At 68.2% G+C, this 15,214-nt stretch carries 20 protein-coding genes; 7 read left to right on the top strand and 13 right to left on the bottom strand.

Features of this window, described 5'->3' with window-relative positions; translation table 11 throughout:
* Positions 1-341 precede the first annotated feature (341 nt).
* From F1D05_RS30940 to F1D05_RS30910, 7 genes are all read right to left on the bottom strand, one after another.
* Positions 342-635 carry a DUF1330 domain-containing protein gene (locus F1D05_RS30940; RefSeq protein ID WP_185443915.1) on the bottom strand — a complete coding sequence of 98 codons (294 nt, stop codon included), beginning with the start codon at positions 633-635 and terminating at the stop codon, positions 342-344.
* 33 nt (positions 636-668) lie between these two features.
* Positions 669-2,057: an MFS transporter gene (locus tag F1D05_RS30935; RefSeq protein ID WP_206685900.1), complete on the bottom strand. Its 1,389-nt coding sequence runs from the start codon at positions 2,055-2,057 to the stop codon at positions 669-671.
* Positions 2,058-2,068: 11 nt separating this feature from the next.
* Entirely contained in the window at positions 2,069-2,557 is a 489-nt protein-coding gene (locus F1D05_RS30930; RefSeq protein WP_246486109.1) for a MarR family winged helix-turn-helix transcriptional regulator, read from the bottom strand.
* Positions 2,558-2,714: 157 nt separating this feature from the next.
* The gene (locus tag F1D05_RS30925; protein ID WP_185443913.1) at positions 2,715-3,146 is read right to left on the bottom strand and encodes an OsmC family protein; all 432 of its coding nucleotides are present in this window, start codon (positions 3,144-3,146) and stop codon (positions 2,715-2,717) included.
* 23 nt (positions 3,147-3,169) lie between these two features.
* Positions 3,170-3,589, bottom strand: coding sequence for a globin (locus tag F1D05_RS30920; protein ID WP_185443912.1), 420 nt, complete (start codon positions 3,587-3,589; stop codon positions 3,170-3,172).
* Between the two features lie 13 nt (positions 3,590-3,602).
* Positions 3,603-4,022: an acyl-CoA thioesterase gene (locus F1D05_RS30915; RefSeq protein ID WP_185443911.1), complete on the bottom strand. Its 420-nt coding sequence runs from the start codon at positions 4,020-4,022 to the stop codon at positions 3,603-3,605.
* Positions 4,019-4,390 carry an acyl-CoA thioesterase gene (locus F1D05_RS30910; protein WP_246486108.1) on the bottom strand — a complete coding sequence of 124 codons (372 nt, stop codon included), beginning with the start codon at positions 4,388-4,390 and terminating at the stop codon, positions 4,019-4,021. Before F1D05_RS30910 ends, F1D05_RS30915 begins: the two co-directional genes overlap by 4 nt.
* 181 nt (positions 4,391-4,571) lie before the next feature.
* On the opposite strand from F1D05_RS30910, the gene fabG reads away from it, so the two are divergent.
* Together fabG and F1D05_RS30900 are read left to right on the top strand one after the other, a co-directional pair.
* Positions 4,572-5,330 carry a 3-oxoacyl-ACP reductase FabG gene (fabG, locus tag F1D05_RS30905; protein WP_185443909.1) on the top strand — a complete coding sequence of 253 codons (759 nt, stop codon included), beginning with the start codon at positions 4,572-4,574 and terminating at the stop codon, positions 5,328-5,330.
* 15 nt (positions 5,331-5,345) lie between these two features.
* Positions 5,346-5,798 (top strand): MaoC family dehydratase, encoded by a 453-nt coding sequence (locus F1D05_RS30900; protein ID WP_185443908.1) that lies wholly within the window; start codon positions 5,346-5,348, stop codon positions 5,796-5,798.
* Positions 5,799-5,856: 58 nt separating this feature from the next.
* Here F1D05_RS30900 and F1D05_RS30895 read toward each other — a convergent pair whose 3' ends face one another.
* From F1D05_RS30895 to F1D05_RS30885, 3 genes are read right to left on the bottom strand one after another with little or no spacing between them, the layout of a single operon-like run.
* Positions 5,857-6,744 (bottom strand): GNAT family N-acetyltransferase, encoded by an 888-nt coding sequence (locus F1D05_RS30895; protein WP_185443907.1) that lies wholly within the window; start codon positions 6,742-6,744, stop codon positions 5,857-5,859.
* Positions 6,745-6,796: 52 nt separating this feature from the next.
* Positions 6,797-7,687 (bottom strand): GNAT family N-acetyltransferase, encoded by an 891-nt coding sequence (locus F1D05_RS30890; RefSeq protein ID WP_185443906.1) that lies wholly within the window; start codon positions 7,685-7,687, stop codon positions 6,797-6,799.
* The gene (locus F1D05_RS30885; protein ID WP_185443905.1) at positions 7,687-7,884 is read right to left on the bottom strand and encodes a hypothetical protein; all 198 of its coding nucleotides are present in this window, start codon (positions 7,882-7,884) and stop codon (positions 7,687-7,689) included. The genes F1D05_RS30890 and F1D05_RS30885 overlap by 1 nt, the downstream gene beginning before the upstream one ends.
* A 130-nt stretch (positions 7,885-8,014) precedes the next feature.
* On the opposite strand from F1D05_RS30885, the gene F1D05_RS30880 reads away from it, so the two are divergent.
* The 5 genes from F1D05_RS30880 to F1D05_RS30860 are packed head-to-tail and all read left to right on the top strand — an operon-like array spanning position 8,015 to position 12,011.
* Entirely contained in the window at positions 8,015-8,914 is a 900-nt protein-coding gene (locus tag F1D05_RS30880) for an ABC transporter ATP-binding protein (protein ID WP_185443904.1), read from the top strand.
* A complete protein-coding gene (locus F1D05_RS30875) occupies positions 8,907-9,800 on the top strand; it encodes an ABC transporter permease subunit (RefSeq protein ID WP_185443903.1) in 894 nt (297 codons plus the stop codon). Before F1D05_RS30880 ends, F1D05_RS30875 begins: the two co-directional genes overlap by 8 nt.
* On the top strand, positions 9,797-10,711 hold the full coding sequence (locus F1D05_RS30870; protein WP_185443902.1) for an ABC transporter ATP-binding protein: 915 nt from the start codon (positions 9,797-9,799) through the stop codon (positions 10,709-10,711). Before F1D05_RS30875 ends, F1D05_RS30870 begins: the two co-directional genes overlap by 4 nt.
* 2 nt (positions 10,712-10,713) lie before the next feature.
* Positions 10,714-11,430 carry an ABC transporter permease gene (locus F1D05_RS30865; RefSeq protein ID WP_185443901.1) on the top strand — a complete coding sequence of 239 codons (717 nt, stop codon included), beginning with the start codon at positions 10,714-10,716 and terminating at the stop codon, positions 11,428-11,430.
* Between the two features lie 38 nt (positions 11,431-11,468).
* Positions 11,469-12,011 carry a hypothetical protein gene (locus F1D05_RS30860; protein ID WP_185443900.1) on the top strand — a complete coding sequence of 181 codons (543 nt, stop codon included), beginning with the start codon at positions 11,469-11,471 and terminating at the stop codon, positions 12,009-12,011.
* A 9-nt stretch (positions 12,012-12,020) separates the two neighbouring features.
* Here F1D05_RS30860 and F1D05_RS30855 read toward each other — a convergent pair whose 3' ends face one another.
* Genes F1D05_RS30855 through F1D05_RS30845 form a run of 3 tightly spaced genes read right to left on the bottom strand, consistent with a single transcriptional unit; the run spans position 12,021 to position 15,173 of the window.
* Positions 12,021-12,776 carry an SDR family oxidoreductase gene (locus tag F1D05_RS30855; protein ID WP_185443899.1) on the bottom strand — a complete coding sequence of 252 codons (756 nt, stop codon included), beginning with the start codon at positions 12,774-12,776 and terminating at the stop codon, positions 12,021-12,023.
* Complete coding sequence (locus F1D05_RS30850; protein ID WP_185443898.1) at positions 12,776-13,996, bottom strand: acetyl-CoA C-acetyltransferase; 1,221 nt, start codon at positions 13,994-13,996, stop codon at positions 12,776-12,778. The genes F1D05_RS30855 and F1D05_RS30850 overlap by 1 nt, the downstream gene beginning before the upstream one ends.
* A gap of 31 nt (positions 13,997-14,027) precedes the next feature.
* Entirely contained in the window at positions 14,028-15,173 is a 1,146-nt protein-coding gene (locus F1D05_RS30845; RefSeq protein WP_185443897.1) for an acyl-CoA dehydrogenase family protein, read from the bottom strand.
* Positions 15,174-15,214 lie beyond the last annotated feature (41 nt).

Genomic DNA, 15,214 nt, shown 5'->3' with positions numbered 1-15,214 from the left:
AGCGGTGCAGTGATGGGTGTGGGGTTCGGCTGGAGAGTGACCGTTACTGACCGGCCGGAGCCGTAGTCGATTTCAGAGGATTCGTCCTCGATCACAGCGCTCCTGAGAGCACCCGCCGAATTTGCGGACTGTCCAGGGCTGTCCTGCCGATTCGTGGCCACTGTTAGCAAGCCCGTTAGCAGCCGCGACCGCATTCCACACCACACGATGGTTCCCTTGACGGGCCGGGCGGAGGTCGGCCAGCGCACTAACTGGTCGGCGAGCTGACCCACTTGTCCGTACCAGATGCCGACTGGGACAGCTCGCCTGGTCCTTCAGTGAAGATCCGACTGGGACCTCGGTCAGTCGATGCCTTCGACGATGCGGAAGTCGCGCTCGACGCCGTCGGAGAGGGCGACCAGCGCCTCCTGATAGGCCGCACTCTCGTGCGCCGCGACGGCCTGCTCGAAGCTGTCGAACTCGACCAGGACGGTGCGCTCGGCGATTCCGGCGTCATACGCCACGACCCGACTGCCACGGACGAGGGTCCGACCGCCCCCGGCCTTGACGGCCGGAGCCGCCAGCTTGTTGTAAGCAGCCAGCTTCTCAGGGTCTGAAATGGTGCGGTAGGCGCTGACCCAGTAGCCCTTGGGCATGGAACCTCCAGTGTTGGGATGAGTGCATCTGACTTACGGGTTGGTCTCGGACGACCGTCGGCGGGCGAGAGCGAGGCTTGTCAGCGTCGCGATCGCCATGGCGCCGATGCCGACCAGCGCCGCGGTGGTGTAGGCGCTGTCGTCGGGGAAGAGGTGGCCGGGGCCGGTGCCCGCGGCGAGGATCAGGCCGCCGATGGCACTGCCCAGGGAGTACCCGACGCTGCGGACGACGTAGTTGAAGCTCATGGCGCTCGACGTCTCGCTCTTGGGGGTGACGGCCAGGATGACGCCGGGCATCGCGGCCGAGAAGCCGCCGACGCCGAAGCCGAGCACGCCCATCGCCGCGAACAGTTCGGCCAGGTCCGACCGGGCGGCCGCGAACAGGGCGAACCCGCCGCCGACCACGACGGCGCTGCCGGCCAGGACCAGGGGGTCGGCGATCCGCGTCCGGACCCGCGGCGTGAGCTTGCCTGCGACGAACCCCAGCACCGAGAACGGGATGAGGACCAGCCCGGCGACGAAGGTCGTCAGCCCAAAGCCGTAGCCGGCGCCGTGCGGCGTCTGCGCGAACCGGGTGATGAGCGTGAGCAGGAGGTACATGCCGATCCCGCCGACGAACATGGCGAGGTTCGTCCCGGCGACCGCCGGGTGCCGCAGCGCCCGTACATCGATCAGGGGCGTCGTGCTGCGCAGCTCGATGACGGCCCAGATGCAGAGCAGCACCACCGCGACGACGGCGAGGCCCGCCGCCACGGCGAGGTGCCGGCTCCACAGATTCCGTTCGCCGGCGAGGAACAGCACCAGGAGCAGCGCAGCGGACAGGACGACCGCGCCTGCCACGTCCACGTGGGCGGAGCGGCCTTCGGGGGCTTCGGGCATGGAGCGCCACGCGGTCAGGAGGGCGGCGGCGGTGACGACCAGGCCGAGGCCGTAGGCGGCCCGTACCCCGCCGAGTTCGGCGAGCAGTGCGGCCAGCGGGTAGCCGACGCCGGCCCCGATGATCGAGACCACCGAGATCAGGGCGATCACGGCCGCGCTGCGCTCCTCGGGGAGGTGGTCCCGGGCCACGCCCATCATCAGCGCCGTCAGCCCGAGCCCGACGCCCTGGGCCGCCCTGCCGGCCAGCAGCCACGCGAACGGCAGCGGCAGCACGGTGAGCGCGCTGCCGGCGACGACGACCGCCAGCGTGGCGAGGATCGTGGCCCGCCGGTGCGGGCCGGCTCCGAGCCGGCCCAGGAGCGGCGTGGCGACGGCGCCGCTGAGCAGCGCGACGGTCAGCGTCCACTGCGCGCTGCCGAGCGAGACGTGGAACGAGGTCGCCACGCTGGTGATGAGCGGCGTCCCGAGGCTGGCGACCGCCGCCACGACCAGAGCGACGAACATCAGGGCGGGGACCAGCAGCCGCGCCTCGGAACGCGCCACCGGGAACGCCTTCACCGCGACCCCGCCGACCGGCTGCCCGGTAGCTGCTTCGGCCCTTCGCGGTCCTGGCTTTCGAGCTCTGCCAGATGCTTCAGCGCCGGAAGGGCCGCCACCAGCGCCTCGACCTCGTCGCCGGTGAGCTCGCCGATCAACCGCTCGAACGCGTGGACGCCCGCCTGGCGCCGCGTCCGGACATAGGAGGCGCCGGCCTCGGTCAGGCACACCAGCGTGACCCGCTTGTCGGACGCGTCGCCCCGCCGCTCGACCAGTCCGGACTCCTCCATCACCCGGACCAGGGTGGTCATCGCGGGCTGGGTGATGCCCTCGACCGCGGTCAGATCGGTGATGCGCCGCGGGCCGGTCCGGTCCAGGGTGGCCAGGGTGGCGGCGGACGTCAGGCTCATATCCCGGGGCAGGCGTCTCGCGGCCCTAGTGGCCAGGCCGTAGAGGGCTGCCCCGATGGCGGCGGACGCTCCAGGAGCGGTGTCTTGACGACTCATGCTCGAAGCATAGCATTTTTATATTCATAGTCTATGGAAATGGTCGGTGGGCACAACGCCTCTCCCGGAACGCGAGTCGGGGTGGGCGAAAGCCTCCCTCGCGCGGCAAGCGAAAGGCGCCGGAGCCATGACAGGTTCCGGCGCCTCGCAAGGAGCGTCAGGCTGTGAAGGTGACGTCCAGGGTGATCGTGGTGCCGGTCAGCGCCTGCGAGACCGGGCAGTTCTTCTTCGCCTCTTCGGCGAACTCGGCGAACTGGTCGGCGGTCAGGCCGGGGACCTTGCCGTTCACCGACAGCTTGATGCCGGTGATGCCCTCACCCGGGACGAAGGTGACGTCGGCGGTGGTGTCGATCGCCTCCGGCGCGTTGCCGGCGCCGGCCAGCGCGTGCGAGAGCGCCATCGAGAAGCAGGTCGAGTGCGCGGCCGCGATCAGCTCTTCCGGGCTGGTCTTGCCCTCGGCCTTGTCGTTGGACCGGGCGGCCCAGGTGACGTCGAAGGAGCCCAGGTTGGACGACTCGAGGTTGACCTGACCGGCCCCCTCCAGCAGCGAACCTTCCCAGTGGGCCTTGGCGGTGCGAATAGCAGCCATGCTCTTTGTGTCTCCCTAAGAGGTCACTTGCCGGACACGTCGATCGCGCCGGGGTACTGCGGTTCGTCGGTGTTCACCATGCTGTGCGCGGCCATCACCATGTACGTCCAGATCTCGGTGTCGCGCTCCGGCTCGAGCTTGATCTCGTCGAGCGCGGCCCGCATGTGGCCCAGCCAGCTGTCCCGCGCGCTCGGGGTGACGGCGAACGGGTTGTGCCGCATCCGCAGCCGGGGGTGACCACGCTGTTCGGAGTACGTCCGGGGGCCGCCCCAATACTGCTCGAGGAACATCCGGAAGCGCTCCTCGGCCGGGCCGAGGTCCTCCTCCGGGTACATCGCCCGCAGCTCCGGGTCGGCGGCGACGCCGCGATAGAACGCCGCCACCAGCCGGTGGAAGGTGTCCGCCCCGCCGACGGCGTCGTAGAAACTCATCGATTCGGTCATCACCAACAGTGTCTCAAGTCGCCGAAACGTGCCGGACGAGGGACTCCCGTTCGACCGCGCCGAGCGGCCGCTTGGCCTGCGTCTCGGCGTCAACGGCGACGATCACCGACGCGGCCCGGGCATAGACGATCTCGGTCTCACCGTCGCGATCGACGATCCTCGAACCCAGCGTGTACGACGTATTGCCGACCGACTCGACCCAGACATCCACGTCGTACGGCGGGTGCCGGAGCAGGATCGGCCGCAGGTAGTCGATCGTCTGGCTGACCAGCACGCACGGGTACTTGGCGAAGTAGTCCGGCCCGGTCCCGGCAGCCTCCGCCAGGAACAGGATCCGGGCTTCCTGGAAGTAGTCGAAGTACCGGACGTTGTTGACGTGGTCGTAGGAATCGATGTCGGACCAGCGGACCAGGACCGGATGCGTGAAGGTCATCGGCCCACCAGCTTCGACAGCGCTTCGCGCTCGACCGGAGTGATCCGGCGCAGCCGGTTGGCGGCGAAGTCGAACGGGACCAGCCGGGTCCGCGCCTCGACGTACGTACGCCGTGGCTCGGCGTCCAGGATCTCGTAGTCGACCATGAAGGACGCGGCCTTGATCTCGCTGATCCACAGCTCGATCCGGACCGGTTCGGCCCGGAACACGAGCGGCGCGCGGTACTGGACCTCGTGCCGGGCGACCAGCAGGCCCGTCTCCAGGTCGTCCGCGCCGAGCTCCTTGGCCGTCCGGAAGAGGAAATCCACCCGGGCGTCCTGGAGGTAGTCGACATACCGGCCGTTGTTCACATGACCGAGTGCGTCCATGTCGCCCCATCGGAGCGGACAGTGATAGACGTGCCGGTTGAGGGGGCCCTCGTGACCAGCATCGTGATCAGCGCTGTGATCATGCACACGACGATCATCCCATCCGGGGCACACCAGTGCCGAGCTGGCGTCGGTAGTGTGCATCCCGGACCTGTAGTCAGCTAACGAAGGAGTTCGGCGGATGAGCGAGCAGCAGAGGGTGGCGATCGTGACCGGGGCGGCCCGGGGAATCGGCGCCGCCGTGGCCCAGCGGCTCGCCGCCGACGGCAACGCGATCGCGGTGCTGGACCTCGACGAGGCGGCCTGCGCCGGGACGGTCGACGCGATCACCGCCGCGGGCGGCAAGGCTGTCGCGATCGGCTGCGACGTGAGCAAGAGCGACCAGGTCGCCGCCGCGGTCGAGCGGGTCGTCGCCGAGCTGGGCGCGCCCACGATCCTGGTGAACAATGCCGGCGTACTGCGCGACAACCTGCTCTTCAAGATGACCGAGGACGACTGGGACACCGTCATGTCGGTGCACCTGCGCGGCAGCTTCCTGATGTCGAAGGCGTGCCAGGCCCACATGGTCGAGGCCGCCTACGGCCGGATCGTGTTCCTGTCCTCCACCTCGGCGCTGGGTAACCGCGGCCAGTCGAACTACGCCGCCGCCAAGGCCGGGCTGCAGGGGCTGGCCAAGACGCTGGCGATCGAGCTGGGCAAGTTCGGCGTCACCTCGAACGCGATCGCGCCGGGCTTCATCGAGACCGACATGACGGCTGCCACCGCGGCCCGGGTCGGGGTCGACTTCGAGGAGTTCAAGAAGGCGACCGCGGCGGCCATCCCGGTGAACCGGACCGGCAAGCCGGCGGACATCGCCGCCGCCGCGTCGTTCTTCTGCAGCGAGGAGGCCGGCTTCGTCTCCGGCCAGGTCCTGTACGTCGCCGGCGGACCCAGAAACTAAAGGGAGTTCCAGAAGATGCAGACCTTCACCGGTGTCGACGAGGTCGTTCACGCGGTCGGCACCCAGCTCGGCGAGACCCAGTGGCTGGAGATCACCCAGGAGCAGGTGAACCAGTTCGCCGAGGCGACCGGCGACCACCAGTGGATCCACGTCGACGTGGACCGCGCCGCGAAGGGCCCGTACGGCGGGACGATCGCGCACGGCTACCTCACGCTGAGCCTGATCGCGCGCTTCGGCGAGGAGCTGTTCTCCGTCTCCGGCGTCACCGCGAAGCTGAACTACGGCGTCAACAAGGTCCGCTTCCCGGCCCCTGTCCCGGTCGGCTCCCGGGTCCGCGCCGGTGCGTCGATCGCCGGCGCGCAAGAGACCCCGGCCGGCGTCCAGGTCTCGCTGCAATGGGTGATCGAGCTGGAGAACTCCACCAAGCCGGCCTGCGTCGCCGAAACCGTAGTACTGCTCGTCCCCTAAAGCCTTGCGTCCGAACAACCGAGGGGCAGGACCTCGGGTACTTCGGACGTAAGCGATGTCAGAGCGGGCAGATCAGCACCGAGTGGGTCGCGGTACGGCGGTAGCCGAGCCAGTCGTTGACGGCCAGCATCGGTCGGTTGCCGTCGTAGTTCGCGGTGTAAGCACCTCGTACGCCGGCCGCGGCGGCCCGATGCAGAGCGGCACACTTCACCAGCTTGGCCAGCCCCTGCCCGCGGTACTCCGGCATCGTCGCCGTCATCTTCGACCAGATCTTGCTGTGGTCGCCGTCGCCGAGCGTGAACCCGAGCACTCTGCCGCCCTCGACCGCGGCCATGCTCAGGTCCAGCACTACCGCCGGCGATTGCCAGACGGTCGCGAACCAGTCGTCGTACGGGCGCGCGGTGATCTTCGCGTCGCCCGGCTTGGTCCGCTGGGCCACCACGTCGGCCTCGTAGACCAGCCGCGGGTCCAGCTCGTCCAACGCCACCAGGCTCACCCCGGCCGGCACCGGGGGCAGTGCGGGCGCCGTGCTCGGATCGATCTCCGCGTAGTGCACCTGCCGGGTCTGCACATATCCCCAGGGGGCCGCCCAGTCGACCGACGCCGGATCTGCGAATACCCGGGCACTGGTCGCCCCGGCGGTCTGCAGGGCCTCGTGCGTTGCCGCCAGCAACTTCGTCCCGATCCCGTGGCCGCGGTGGTCCGGATGCACGAGCACCCTGAGCTCGCCGTCGAGCGGGTAGGACCCCGGGATCACCCCGGTGACCGCCCAGCCGACCAGCTCGCCGTCGTCGGCGAACGCGGCGAAGGTGGCGCGGCCGGGCACGGGATCGCGACTCAGCCGGTGCCGCAACGCGGTGCTGGTGTAGGCGAGGTAGGGCACGAGGGCGTCGTGCAGTGCGATCGCGCTCTCGACGTCACTCAGTTCCGCAGGCCTGATCTGCATCGGAACTCCTTCTGCGAAGTTCTGGCGAAGATAACCCTTGCGAGCGGCAAAGTCAGCTCATCCGGACCATACCGGTGTGGCTCGCGACCCGCGAGTATCCGAGCCATTCGTTGATGGCCCGCATCGGACGATTCACGTCATGGTTCACCGTGTAGGCGCTGGTGATCCCCGCCGCGGCGGCGGCTCGCAGGCCGATGGTCTTGACCACCTTCGCCAATCCCCTGCCCCGGTACGCCGAAAGCGTGCCGGTCATGTCGGTCCAGAGCCGGTCACCGGTGGTCAGCACCGTGGTGAAGCAGACGACCTTGCCGTCGGCAACTGCCGCCGTACTGAGCTCGCGGTTGAGCCCGGCCGATTTCCAGACCTCCCGCTCGAACACCTCCAGCGGGATCTGGCCGAAGTCCTGGTCCCCCGGTACGTCGGCCGCGGTCGCCACGAACGCGGCATACACGGACTCCAGGTCGAGCGCGGCCAGATTGGTCAGCTCGACGCCGGCCGGAGCCGCGGGCGGGTCCGGTACGAGCCGCGGATCGGTCCTGGCGTAGTGCAGCACGTCGGTAGCCTGAAAGCCCTGCCGGAGCGCGAATTCCACGCCGTCCTCGGTCGCACTGGAGAGCGTGCGCCGGGCGTCGTACTTGGCCAGGTGCGCATCGACGGCCTCGGCCAGCGTCGTACCGATGCCCTGCCGACGAAACTCCGGATGGACCACCAGCAACACGTGGAACTCCCCCGGATCCGGCGACCAGGTCCCCGGCGAAGCCGCTCCCCAGCCGATCAGCCGGTCGCCGTCCTCGACCGCGAAACTGCCGAAGCGCTCATCGGCGGCCGCCTCGTCCAGGCCGCTGCGGACATCGGCCAGCGCCATCACGCGGTACGGGAAAACCCGGCTCCGCAAGGTCAGTAGTCCTTCAGCGTCCGTCGGCCGGCCGGACCTGACCGGCATCAGAGCGTCCTCAGCAGTCCGTGCTCCGTCGCGATCCGGCGATAGCCGAGCCAGTTGTTGATGGCAAGCATCGGACCGTTCTCGTCGTCGATCATGTTCCGGGCCGCCGCGGGCGACATCACCTTGTAGGCGAAGGTCTCCCGGCGCAGCCTGGCGATCTCCTCAGCGTCATCCGCCACGACCGGTCTGATTTCCATGCTTCGGACGATAACCACCAGCCCGGGGAGTCGCCACGCAATAACCAGATCGGGCAGTTGGAACGTGATCGCAACAGCTGTGCGGTGGCTGTGATTCTGTCCGGAGCCGTAGGGGCACTAGGGTTGGCCGGTGCCCGTGATCGCGACCACTGCGTTGACCAAGCGCTACCCGCGCGTCACGGCCCTGGACGAGCTGACAGTCGAGGTGGGGTCCGGCGTGACCGGACTGGTCGGAGCCAACGGTGCCGGCAAGTCGACCCTGCTGAAGATCCTGCTCGGACTGATCGCCCCGACCGCCGGAAGTGCCATCGTGCTGGGACACGACGTGGTCACCGGCGGCGAGGCGGTCCGAGCCCTCGTCGGCTACATGCCAGAGCACGACTGCCTTCCGCCGGACGTGTCAGCGACCGAGTTCGTCGTCCACCTCGGCCAGATGTCCGGCCTGCCCGCGACCGCGGCTCGCGAACGAGCGGCCGACGTACTGCGGCACGTCGGGCTCGACGAGGCGCGCTACCGCCCGATGGGCGGCTACTCGACCGGTATGAAGCAGCGGGTCAAGCTGGCCCAGGCACTCACCCACGATCCTCAGTTGGTTCTCCTCGACGAGCCGACCAACGGCCTGGACCCGGCCGGCCGCGACGAGATGCTGACGCTGGTCCGCCGGATCGGCACCGAGTTCGGCATCCCGGTCCTGATCACCTCGCACCTGCTCGGCGAGCTCGAGCACGTCTGCGACCACATCGTCGTACTGGACGGTGGCCGGCTGCTCCGGTCGGAGTCCAAGGCGGCGCTGACCGGCGTGACCGGCGTACTGGCTGTCGAAGTACGGGATCTGAGCGGGCGGGATCGGCTGAGTGCCGCGCTGGCGCGTGCTGGTGCGCGGGCCAGGGCCGACGGTCCGCTGGTGCTGGTCGAGATCAGTGGCGAGGCGACGTACGACGTGGTCCGCGACACCGTGGCCGAGTTGGGGCTCGGGCTGGTCCGGATCGAGCAGCATCGACATCGGCTGGAAGAGGTCTTCAGTGTCTGATCAGCTGCCTCCGCCCGCAGTTGGTGTCATCCACGACATCGGTTACCGGCATTACGACGGTCCTCGGCTGGGCCGGTTCGCGATCGCCCAGGCATTGACCGTCAGCAGTTTGCGGCACGCGTACGGGCTGGGCCGATCCGGCAAGTCAAAGGTGATGCCGCTGCTGCTGCTCGCGGTGATGGTCGTCCCGGTCGCGATCATGGTCGGCATCGAGAACGCACTGGACTTCGACAACCCGCCGCTGTCCCAGATGCGGTACATCTTCTTCCTGCAGGCCGTCATCGCGCTCTACCTGGCCTCGCAAGCACCGCAGCTGTTCTCCAGGGATCTGCGCTACCGCTCGATCGTCCTCTACCTGGCCAGGCCCCTGCGCCGGACGGACTACGCGCTGGCGAAGCTGAGCGCTCTGGTGCTCGCGCTGATGGTCCTGATGGGCCTGCCGATGGTGATCCTGTACGCCGGTGCGCTGCTGGCCAAGTTCAACTTCACGCTGATGACGAAGGAGTTCCTCAGCGGCCTGGTCACCGCGTTGCTGCTGTCGATCCTGCTGGCCGCGATCGGCGGGCTGATCGCGGCCGCGACTCCGCGCCGGGGCTTCGCCGTCGCGGCGATCATCGCGGTCCTGATCGTGTCGTTCACCGCCGTCATCGTCGTCACAGCGATCCTCGATCCCGAGGGCACACACCGCAGCGTCGCCTCCCGGTACGCCAACCTGGGCTCGCCGTTCAGCCTGGTCGAGGTGTTGTCGACGTTCATCCTGCGCGGCGGCGGCGACTGGGTGCCTAGCACGAGCGAGGGGCTCGTCTTCGCGGCCGTCTACGTGGCCGTGGTGGGGATCTGCAGCTGGGGCGTCAACGCCCGCTACGCCAAGGTGGCGCGCGGATGAGCGTGATCCAGATCGACAAAGTCTCCCGCTGGTACGGCAATGTCGTGGCGGTCAACGACGTCACGATGACGATCGGCCCGGGTGTCACCGGCCTGCTCGGGCCCAACGGCGCCGGCAAGTCCACGCTGATCACCATGATGGCCGGCTTCCTGCCGCCGTCGACCGGGACCGTCACCCTCGACGGTGTCCCCGTCTGGCGGAATCAGGCCGCCTACCGGCACATCGGCCTGGTGCCCGAGACCGAGGCGGTCTACGACACGCTCACCGGCACCCAGTTCGTCCGCGCCAATGCCGAGCTCCAAGGGTTGCCGAACCCAGCGGCCGCGACCACGACGGCGATCGCGACGGTCGAGCTGGTCGACGCGGCCAAGCGCCGCATCTCGACGTACTCCAAGGGCATGAAGCAGCGGATCAAGATGGCCGCGGCACTCGTGCACGAACCGTCAGTACTGCTGCTGGACGAACCGTTCAACGGAATGGATCCGCGGCAGCGGCTGCACCTGATGGACTTGCTCCGCAAGATGGGCGCGGACGGCCGGACTGTTCTGTTCAGCTCGCACATCCTCGAGGAGGTGCAGCAGGTCGCGACCCACATCGAGGTGGTGGTGTCCGGGCGGCACGCGGCCTCGGGCGACTACCGGGCGATCCGCACCCTGATGACGGACCGGCCGGTGCTCTACCGGCTGCGCTCGTCCGACGACCGCCGGCTGGCGTCCGCACTGATCGCCGACCCCTGTACGTCCGGGGCCGATCTGGACGGTGACGCGCTGCAGGTGCAGGTGGCCGACTTCGAACGGTTCAGCCGGATCGTGCCGTCGACGGCACGCGACCTCGGCATCCGGTTGCTGGAGGTCGCCCCGACCGACGAGTCGCTCGAAAGCGTCTTCTCCTACCTGGTCGGAAGGCGCTGACGATGAACGCGACGATCGCGCGGTTGACGATGTCCACCCTGTTCGGGCACCGGCGGGGACTGCTGCTCTTCATCCTGCCCGTCGTTCTGCTCGCGCTGTGCGTGCTGCTGGCGCTGACGGTCGACAACTCCCCCGACTTCAGTACGGCGCTGCTGCAGATGTTCGGCCTGGCGGTGATCGTCCCGCTGATCTCGCTGCTCGCGGCGACCGGTGCGCTGTCGTCCGAGATCGACGACGGCTCGATCGTCTACCTGCTCAGCAAGCCGATCAAGCGGTCCACCATCATCGTGACCAAGGCGCTCGTCGCCATCGCGGTGATCGTCGCCCTCGGCGCGGTGCCGATGGTGATCGCCTCCCTGATCCTCGACGTACACGATCCGCAGACCGCCCTCGCCTTCGGCGCCGGCACCGTGGTGGCCGGGATCGCCTACACCGCCATCTTCATCGCCCTGTCGGCGACCTCGGGCAACGCGGTGACGATCGGCCTGCTCTACGCGCTGCTCTGGGAAGGCGTGATGGGCCAGTACGTCGGCGGCGCGAAGGCCCTCAGCGTCCAGCAGTGGTCGTTGGCAGTCATCCACCAACTCACCGACGCCCCGCACGTGACGTCGGCCGTCAAACTCCCGATCGCCTTGATCCTGCTCATCGCGGTCACCGCCATCGGCATCACGGTCGCCATCACCCGGCTCCGGTCCCTCAGCCTTTCAACTGCGGAATAACCTCTGCACCCAGGCGGACTTCGAGGCACACTGTCTCCATGACAGCAGCAAACCCAGCTTCGGTCCTGGCAAGTCTGATGGTCTCCGACCGGCCGCGACCCGAGTTCGAGCAAGTCTTCGAACCCTTCGCCTCCTTGATCGGCAGCTGGGATCTCGACGTCTCCTGGTACGACGACGACGGCCGGCCGATCCGCGAGACCCAAGGCGAATGGCATTTCGCCTGGGCCCTCGACGGCCGCGCGGTGGCCGACATCTGGATCACCCCGAGCCGCGCCCGGCGCGAGCTCGACGGCGACGGCGAATGGGGGCTCAGCGTCCGCCTCCACGACCCCGACCTGAACGCCTTCCGCTCCACCTGGATGGGCCCGAAGTACGCCATGGTGAAGACCTTCGTCGCCCGTGCCGGCGACAACTCGATCACCCTCGAAACCAACGACCCCACGTCGACGAAGACCCGCTGGATCTTCACCGACCTGACTGACAGCACCTTCAACTGGCGCAACGAAGACGAAGCACCCGACGGCACCGTCATCGTCCGCCAGCGCTTCGCCGCCCGCCGCGCTGCAGCCGTCAGTCCGTAGTACAGGCGACTAGCCGACGATGCCGCCGTTGAGGGTCAGGCCGCCATCGATGGTGATGGTCTGGCCGGTGATCCAGGAGGCCTCGTCGGACAGCAGGAACCACACGAGCGAGGCGACGTCCTCGGGCCGGCCGAGACGCTTCATCGGGTACGACGCGGCGACCTTGTCCTCGCGGCCCTCGTAGAGAGCGCCCGCGAACTTGGTCTTCACCACCGCCGGTGCGACCGCGTTGATCCGGATCACCGGCGCCAGCTCGACGGCCAGCTCGCTCGTCACCCGGGACAGCATCGCCTTGGTGGCGCCGTACCAGCCGATGCCGGGTGACGGCGACAGTCCGGCCACCGACGACAGGTTCACCACAGCACCGCCATGGATGCCCATCCAGGCATCCCGGCAGGCCTTCACCCAAGCGATGGTCGCCAGCACGTTCGTATCGACCATCTTGGTCGCCACGGCCTGGTCGACATCCAGCAGCGAACCGTAGATCGGGTTGATGCCGGTGTTGTTCACCAGCAGATCCACCGATCCGTACGTCGCTACCGCAGCGGCTACGACGCTTGCCCGATGCTCCGGGTCGGCCGCCTTCCCTGCAACGGCCAGTGCGTTCTCCCTGCCGCCAAGGGACTCCACTGCCTGGTCCAGCGTCTCCTGCGTACGTCCGGTGATCACCACGTGGGCACCATCGGCCACCAGGCGCTGGGCGATCGCCAGGCCGATTCCTCGGGAGGCGCCGGTGACGATCGCCGTACGGTCCTTGAGACTCATCAGGTGAGGCGCTCCAGGATGACGGCCATACCCTGGCCGCCACCGACGCACATCGTCTCCAGGCCGAACTGCTTGTCCTCGAACTGCAGTCCGTTGACCAGCGTCGTCATGATCCGCGCACCGGTCGAGCCGAACGGGTGGCCGAGCGCGATCGCGCCGCCGTGCACGTTCAGCCGGTCCTCGTCGATGCCGAGCTCGCGAGCCGAGCCGATCACCTGGACCGCGAAGGCCTCGTTGATCTCGACCAGGTCGATGTCGCCGATGCTCATCCCGGCCCGGGCCAGCGCCTGCTTGGTCGCGTCGACCGGCCCGAGGCCCATGATCTCCGGCGACAGGCCGCTCACGCCGGTGGAGACGATCCGCGCCAGCGGCGTCAGACCGAGCTCGCGGGCCTTGGTGTCACTCATGATCACGACTGCCGCGGCGCCGTCGTTCAGCGGGCAGCAGTTGCCGGCCGTGACCGTGCCGTCGGGCCGGAACACCGGCTGCAGCTGGCTGACCTTCTCCAGCGTCGTACCGGCGCGCGGACCGTCGTCCTTGCTGACAACCGTGCCGTCCGGCAGCGTCACCGGCGTGATCTCGCGCTCGAAGAAGCCGTTGTTGATCGCCTTCTCCGCAAGGTTCTGCGACCGTACGCCGAACGCGTCCTGGTCGGCGCGACTGATCCCCTTGAGCGTCGCGACGTTCTCCGCGGTCTGGCCCATCGAGATGTAGACGTCCGGCATCAGGCCGTCCTCGCGCGGGTCGTGCCAGGTCTCGTTGGTCTCGGCGTACTTCTCGGTGCGCTGCACCGCGTCGGCGAAGGCCTCGTTGAACGAGCTCGGATCACCGACGCCCGCCGACCCGAAGTTCTTGTATCGCGAGACGCACTCGACGCCCGCGCTGACGAAGATGTCGCCCTCGCCGGCCTTGATCGCGTGGAATGCCATCCGCGCGGTCTGCGTCGACGAGGCGCAGAACCGGTTGATCGTGGTGGCCGCGGTGGTGTCCCAGCCGAGCTGGATCGCGACCCGGCGGGCCATGTTGCCACCGTGCTCGTCGTGCGGCTCGGCGCAACCGAGCATCAGGTCCTCGATCTGGTCCCCGGTCAGGCCGGCCTTCTCGACGGCCGCCTTGATCATCTGCACGGCCAGGTCGTCCGGCCGGATCTCCTTCAGCGAACCCTTACCGGCCCGGCCGATCGGCGACCGCGCGGTGGAGACGATGACTGCTTCCGGCATCTTCAGCCTTCCTTTTCAGAGTGCACTGACTTCAGAGGCCCAGATCGCGGCCGATGAGTTCCTTCATGATCTCGTTCGAACCGGCCCAGATCTTCGTCACCCGGGCGTCCCGCCAGGCACGCGCGACCCGGTACTCGTTCATGTAACCGTAGCCACCGTGCAACTGGACGCAGGCGTCCAGGATCTCGTTCTGGATCTGCGCGCTCCACCACTTCGCCTTGGCCGCGTCGACCGCGGACAGCCGGTCCTCGTCGTGCGCGACGATCGCGTTGTCGACGTACGCCTGGGTGACCTCGGCCTTGGTGACGAGCTCGGCGATCACGAACTTGTTGTACTGGAACGAGCCGACCGGCTGACCGAAGGCCTTGCGCTGCTTCACGTACTCGATCGTCTCGTCGAGGATCTGGGTCGCGTGCGCGATGTTCGACACCGCGGCACCGATCCGCTCCTGGGCCAGCCGCTCCATCATGTGGATGAAGCCGCGGTCGATCTCGCCGATCACGTTCTCGTCCGGGACGAATACGTCCTCGAAGAAGAGTTCCGACGTACCGGACTCGGTCTGGCCGACCTTGTCCAGCTTGCGGCCGCGGGCGAAGCCCTCCATCCCCTCCTCGATCGCGAACAAGGTGATGCCCTTGGCGCCCTTGCTCGGATCGGTCCGGGCGGCGGTGATGGTGAGGTCGGCCATGTCGCCGTTGGTGATGAAGGTCTTCGACCCGTTCACCACCCAACCGCCGTCAGTCTTCTTCGCGGTCGTCTTCAGCGCGGCCAGGTCGGAGCCGCCGGACGGCTCGGTCATCCCGATCGCGGCGATCAGCTCACCGGAGCAGAACTTCGGCAGCCAACGCTGCTTCTGCTCCTCGGTGCCCAGGTCGACCAGGTACGGCGCGGCGCAGTCGAAGTGGATGCCGAAGCAGCTCGACAAAGAGGCCGAGACCTTCGAGACCTCCTCGGCGAACACCGCGTTGAAGCGGTAGTCGCCGACGGACGAACCGCCGTACTCCTCCGGTACGTCGAGACCGAGGAAGCCCTGCTTGCCGGCTTCGAGCCAGGCGGCCCGCTCGATCGTCTTCTCCTCGAGGAACTGCTCCATCCGCGGCACCAGCGAGCGGTCGGCGTACTCCTTCGCACTGGCCCGGAAGGCGTGGTGGTCTTCGCCGAAGATGATGCGGTCCATCGTTGGGCCTCCCCGAACTCTGAGATCTGTGGCTAAGCGCT

The organism is Kribbella qitaiheensis (assembly GCF_014217565.1).
Classification (GTDB): Bacteria; Actinomycetota; Actinomycetes; order Propionibacteriales; family Kribbellaceae; genus Kribbella; species Kribbella qitaiheensis_A.
Note: the sequence above shows the minus strand (reverse complement) of the source record. Positions and strands in the feature narration are given on the sequence as shown.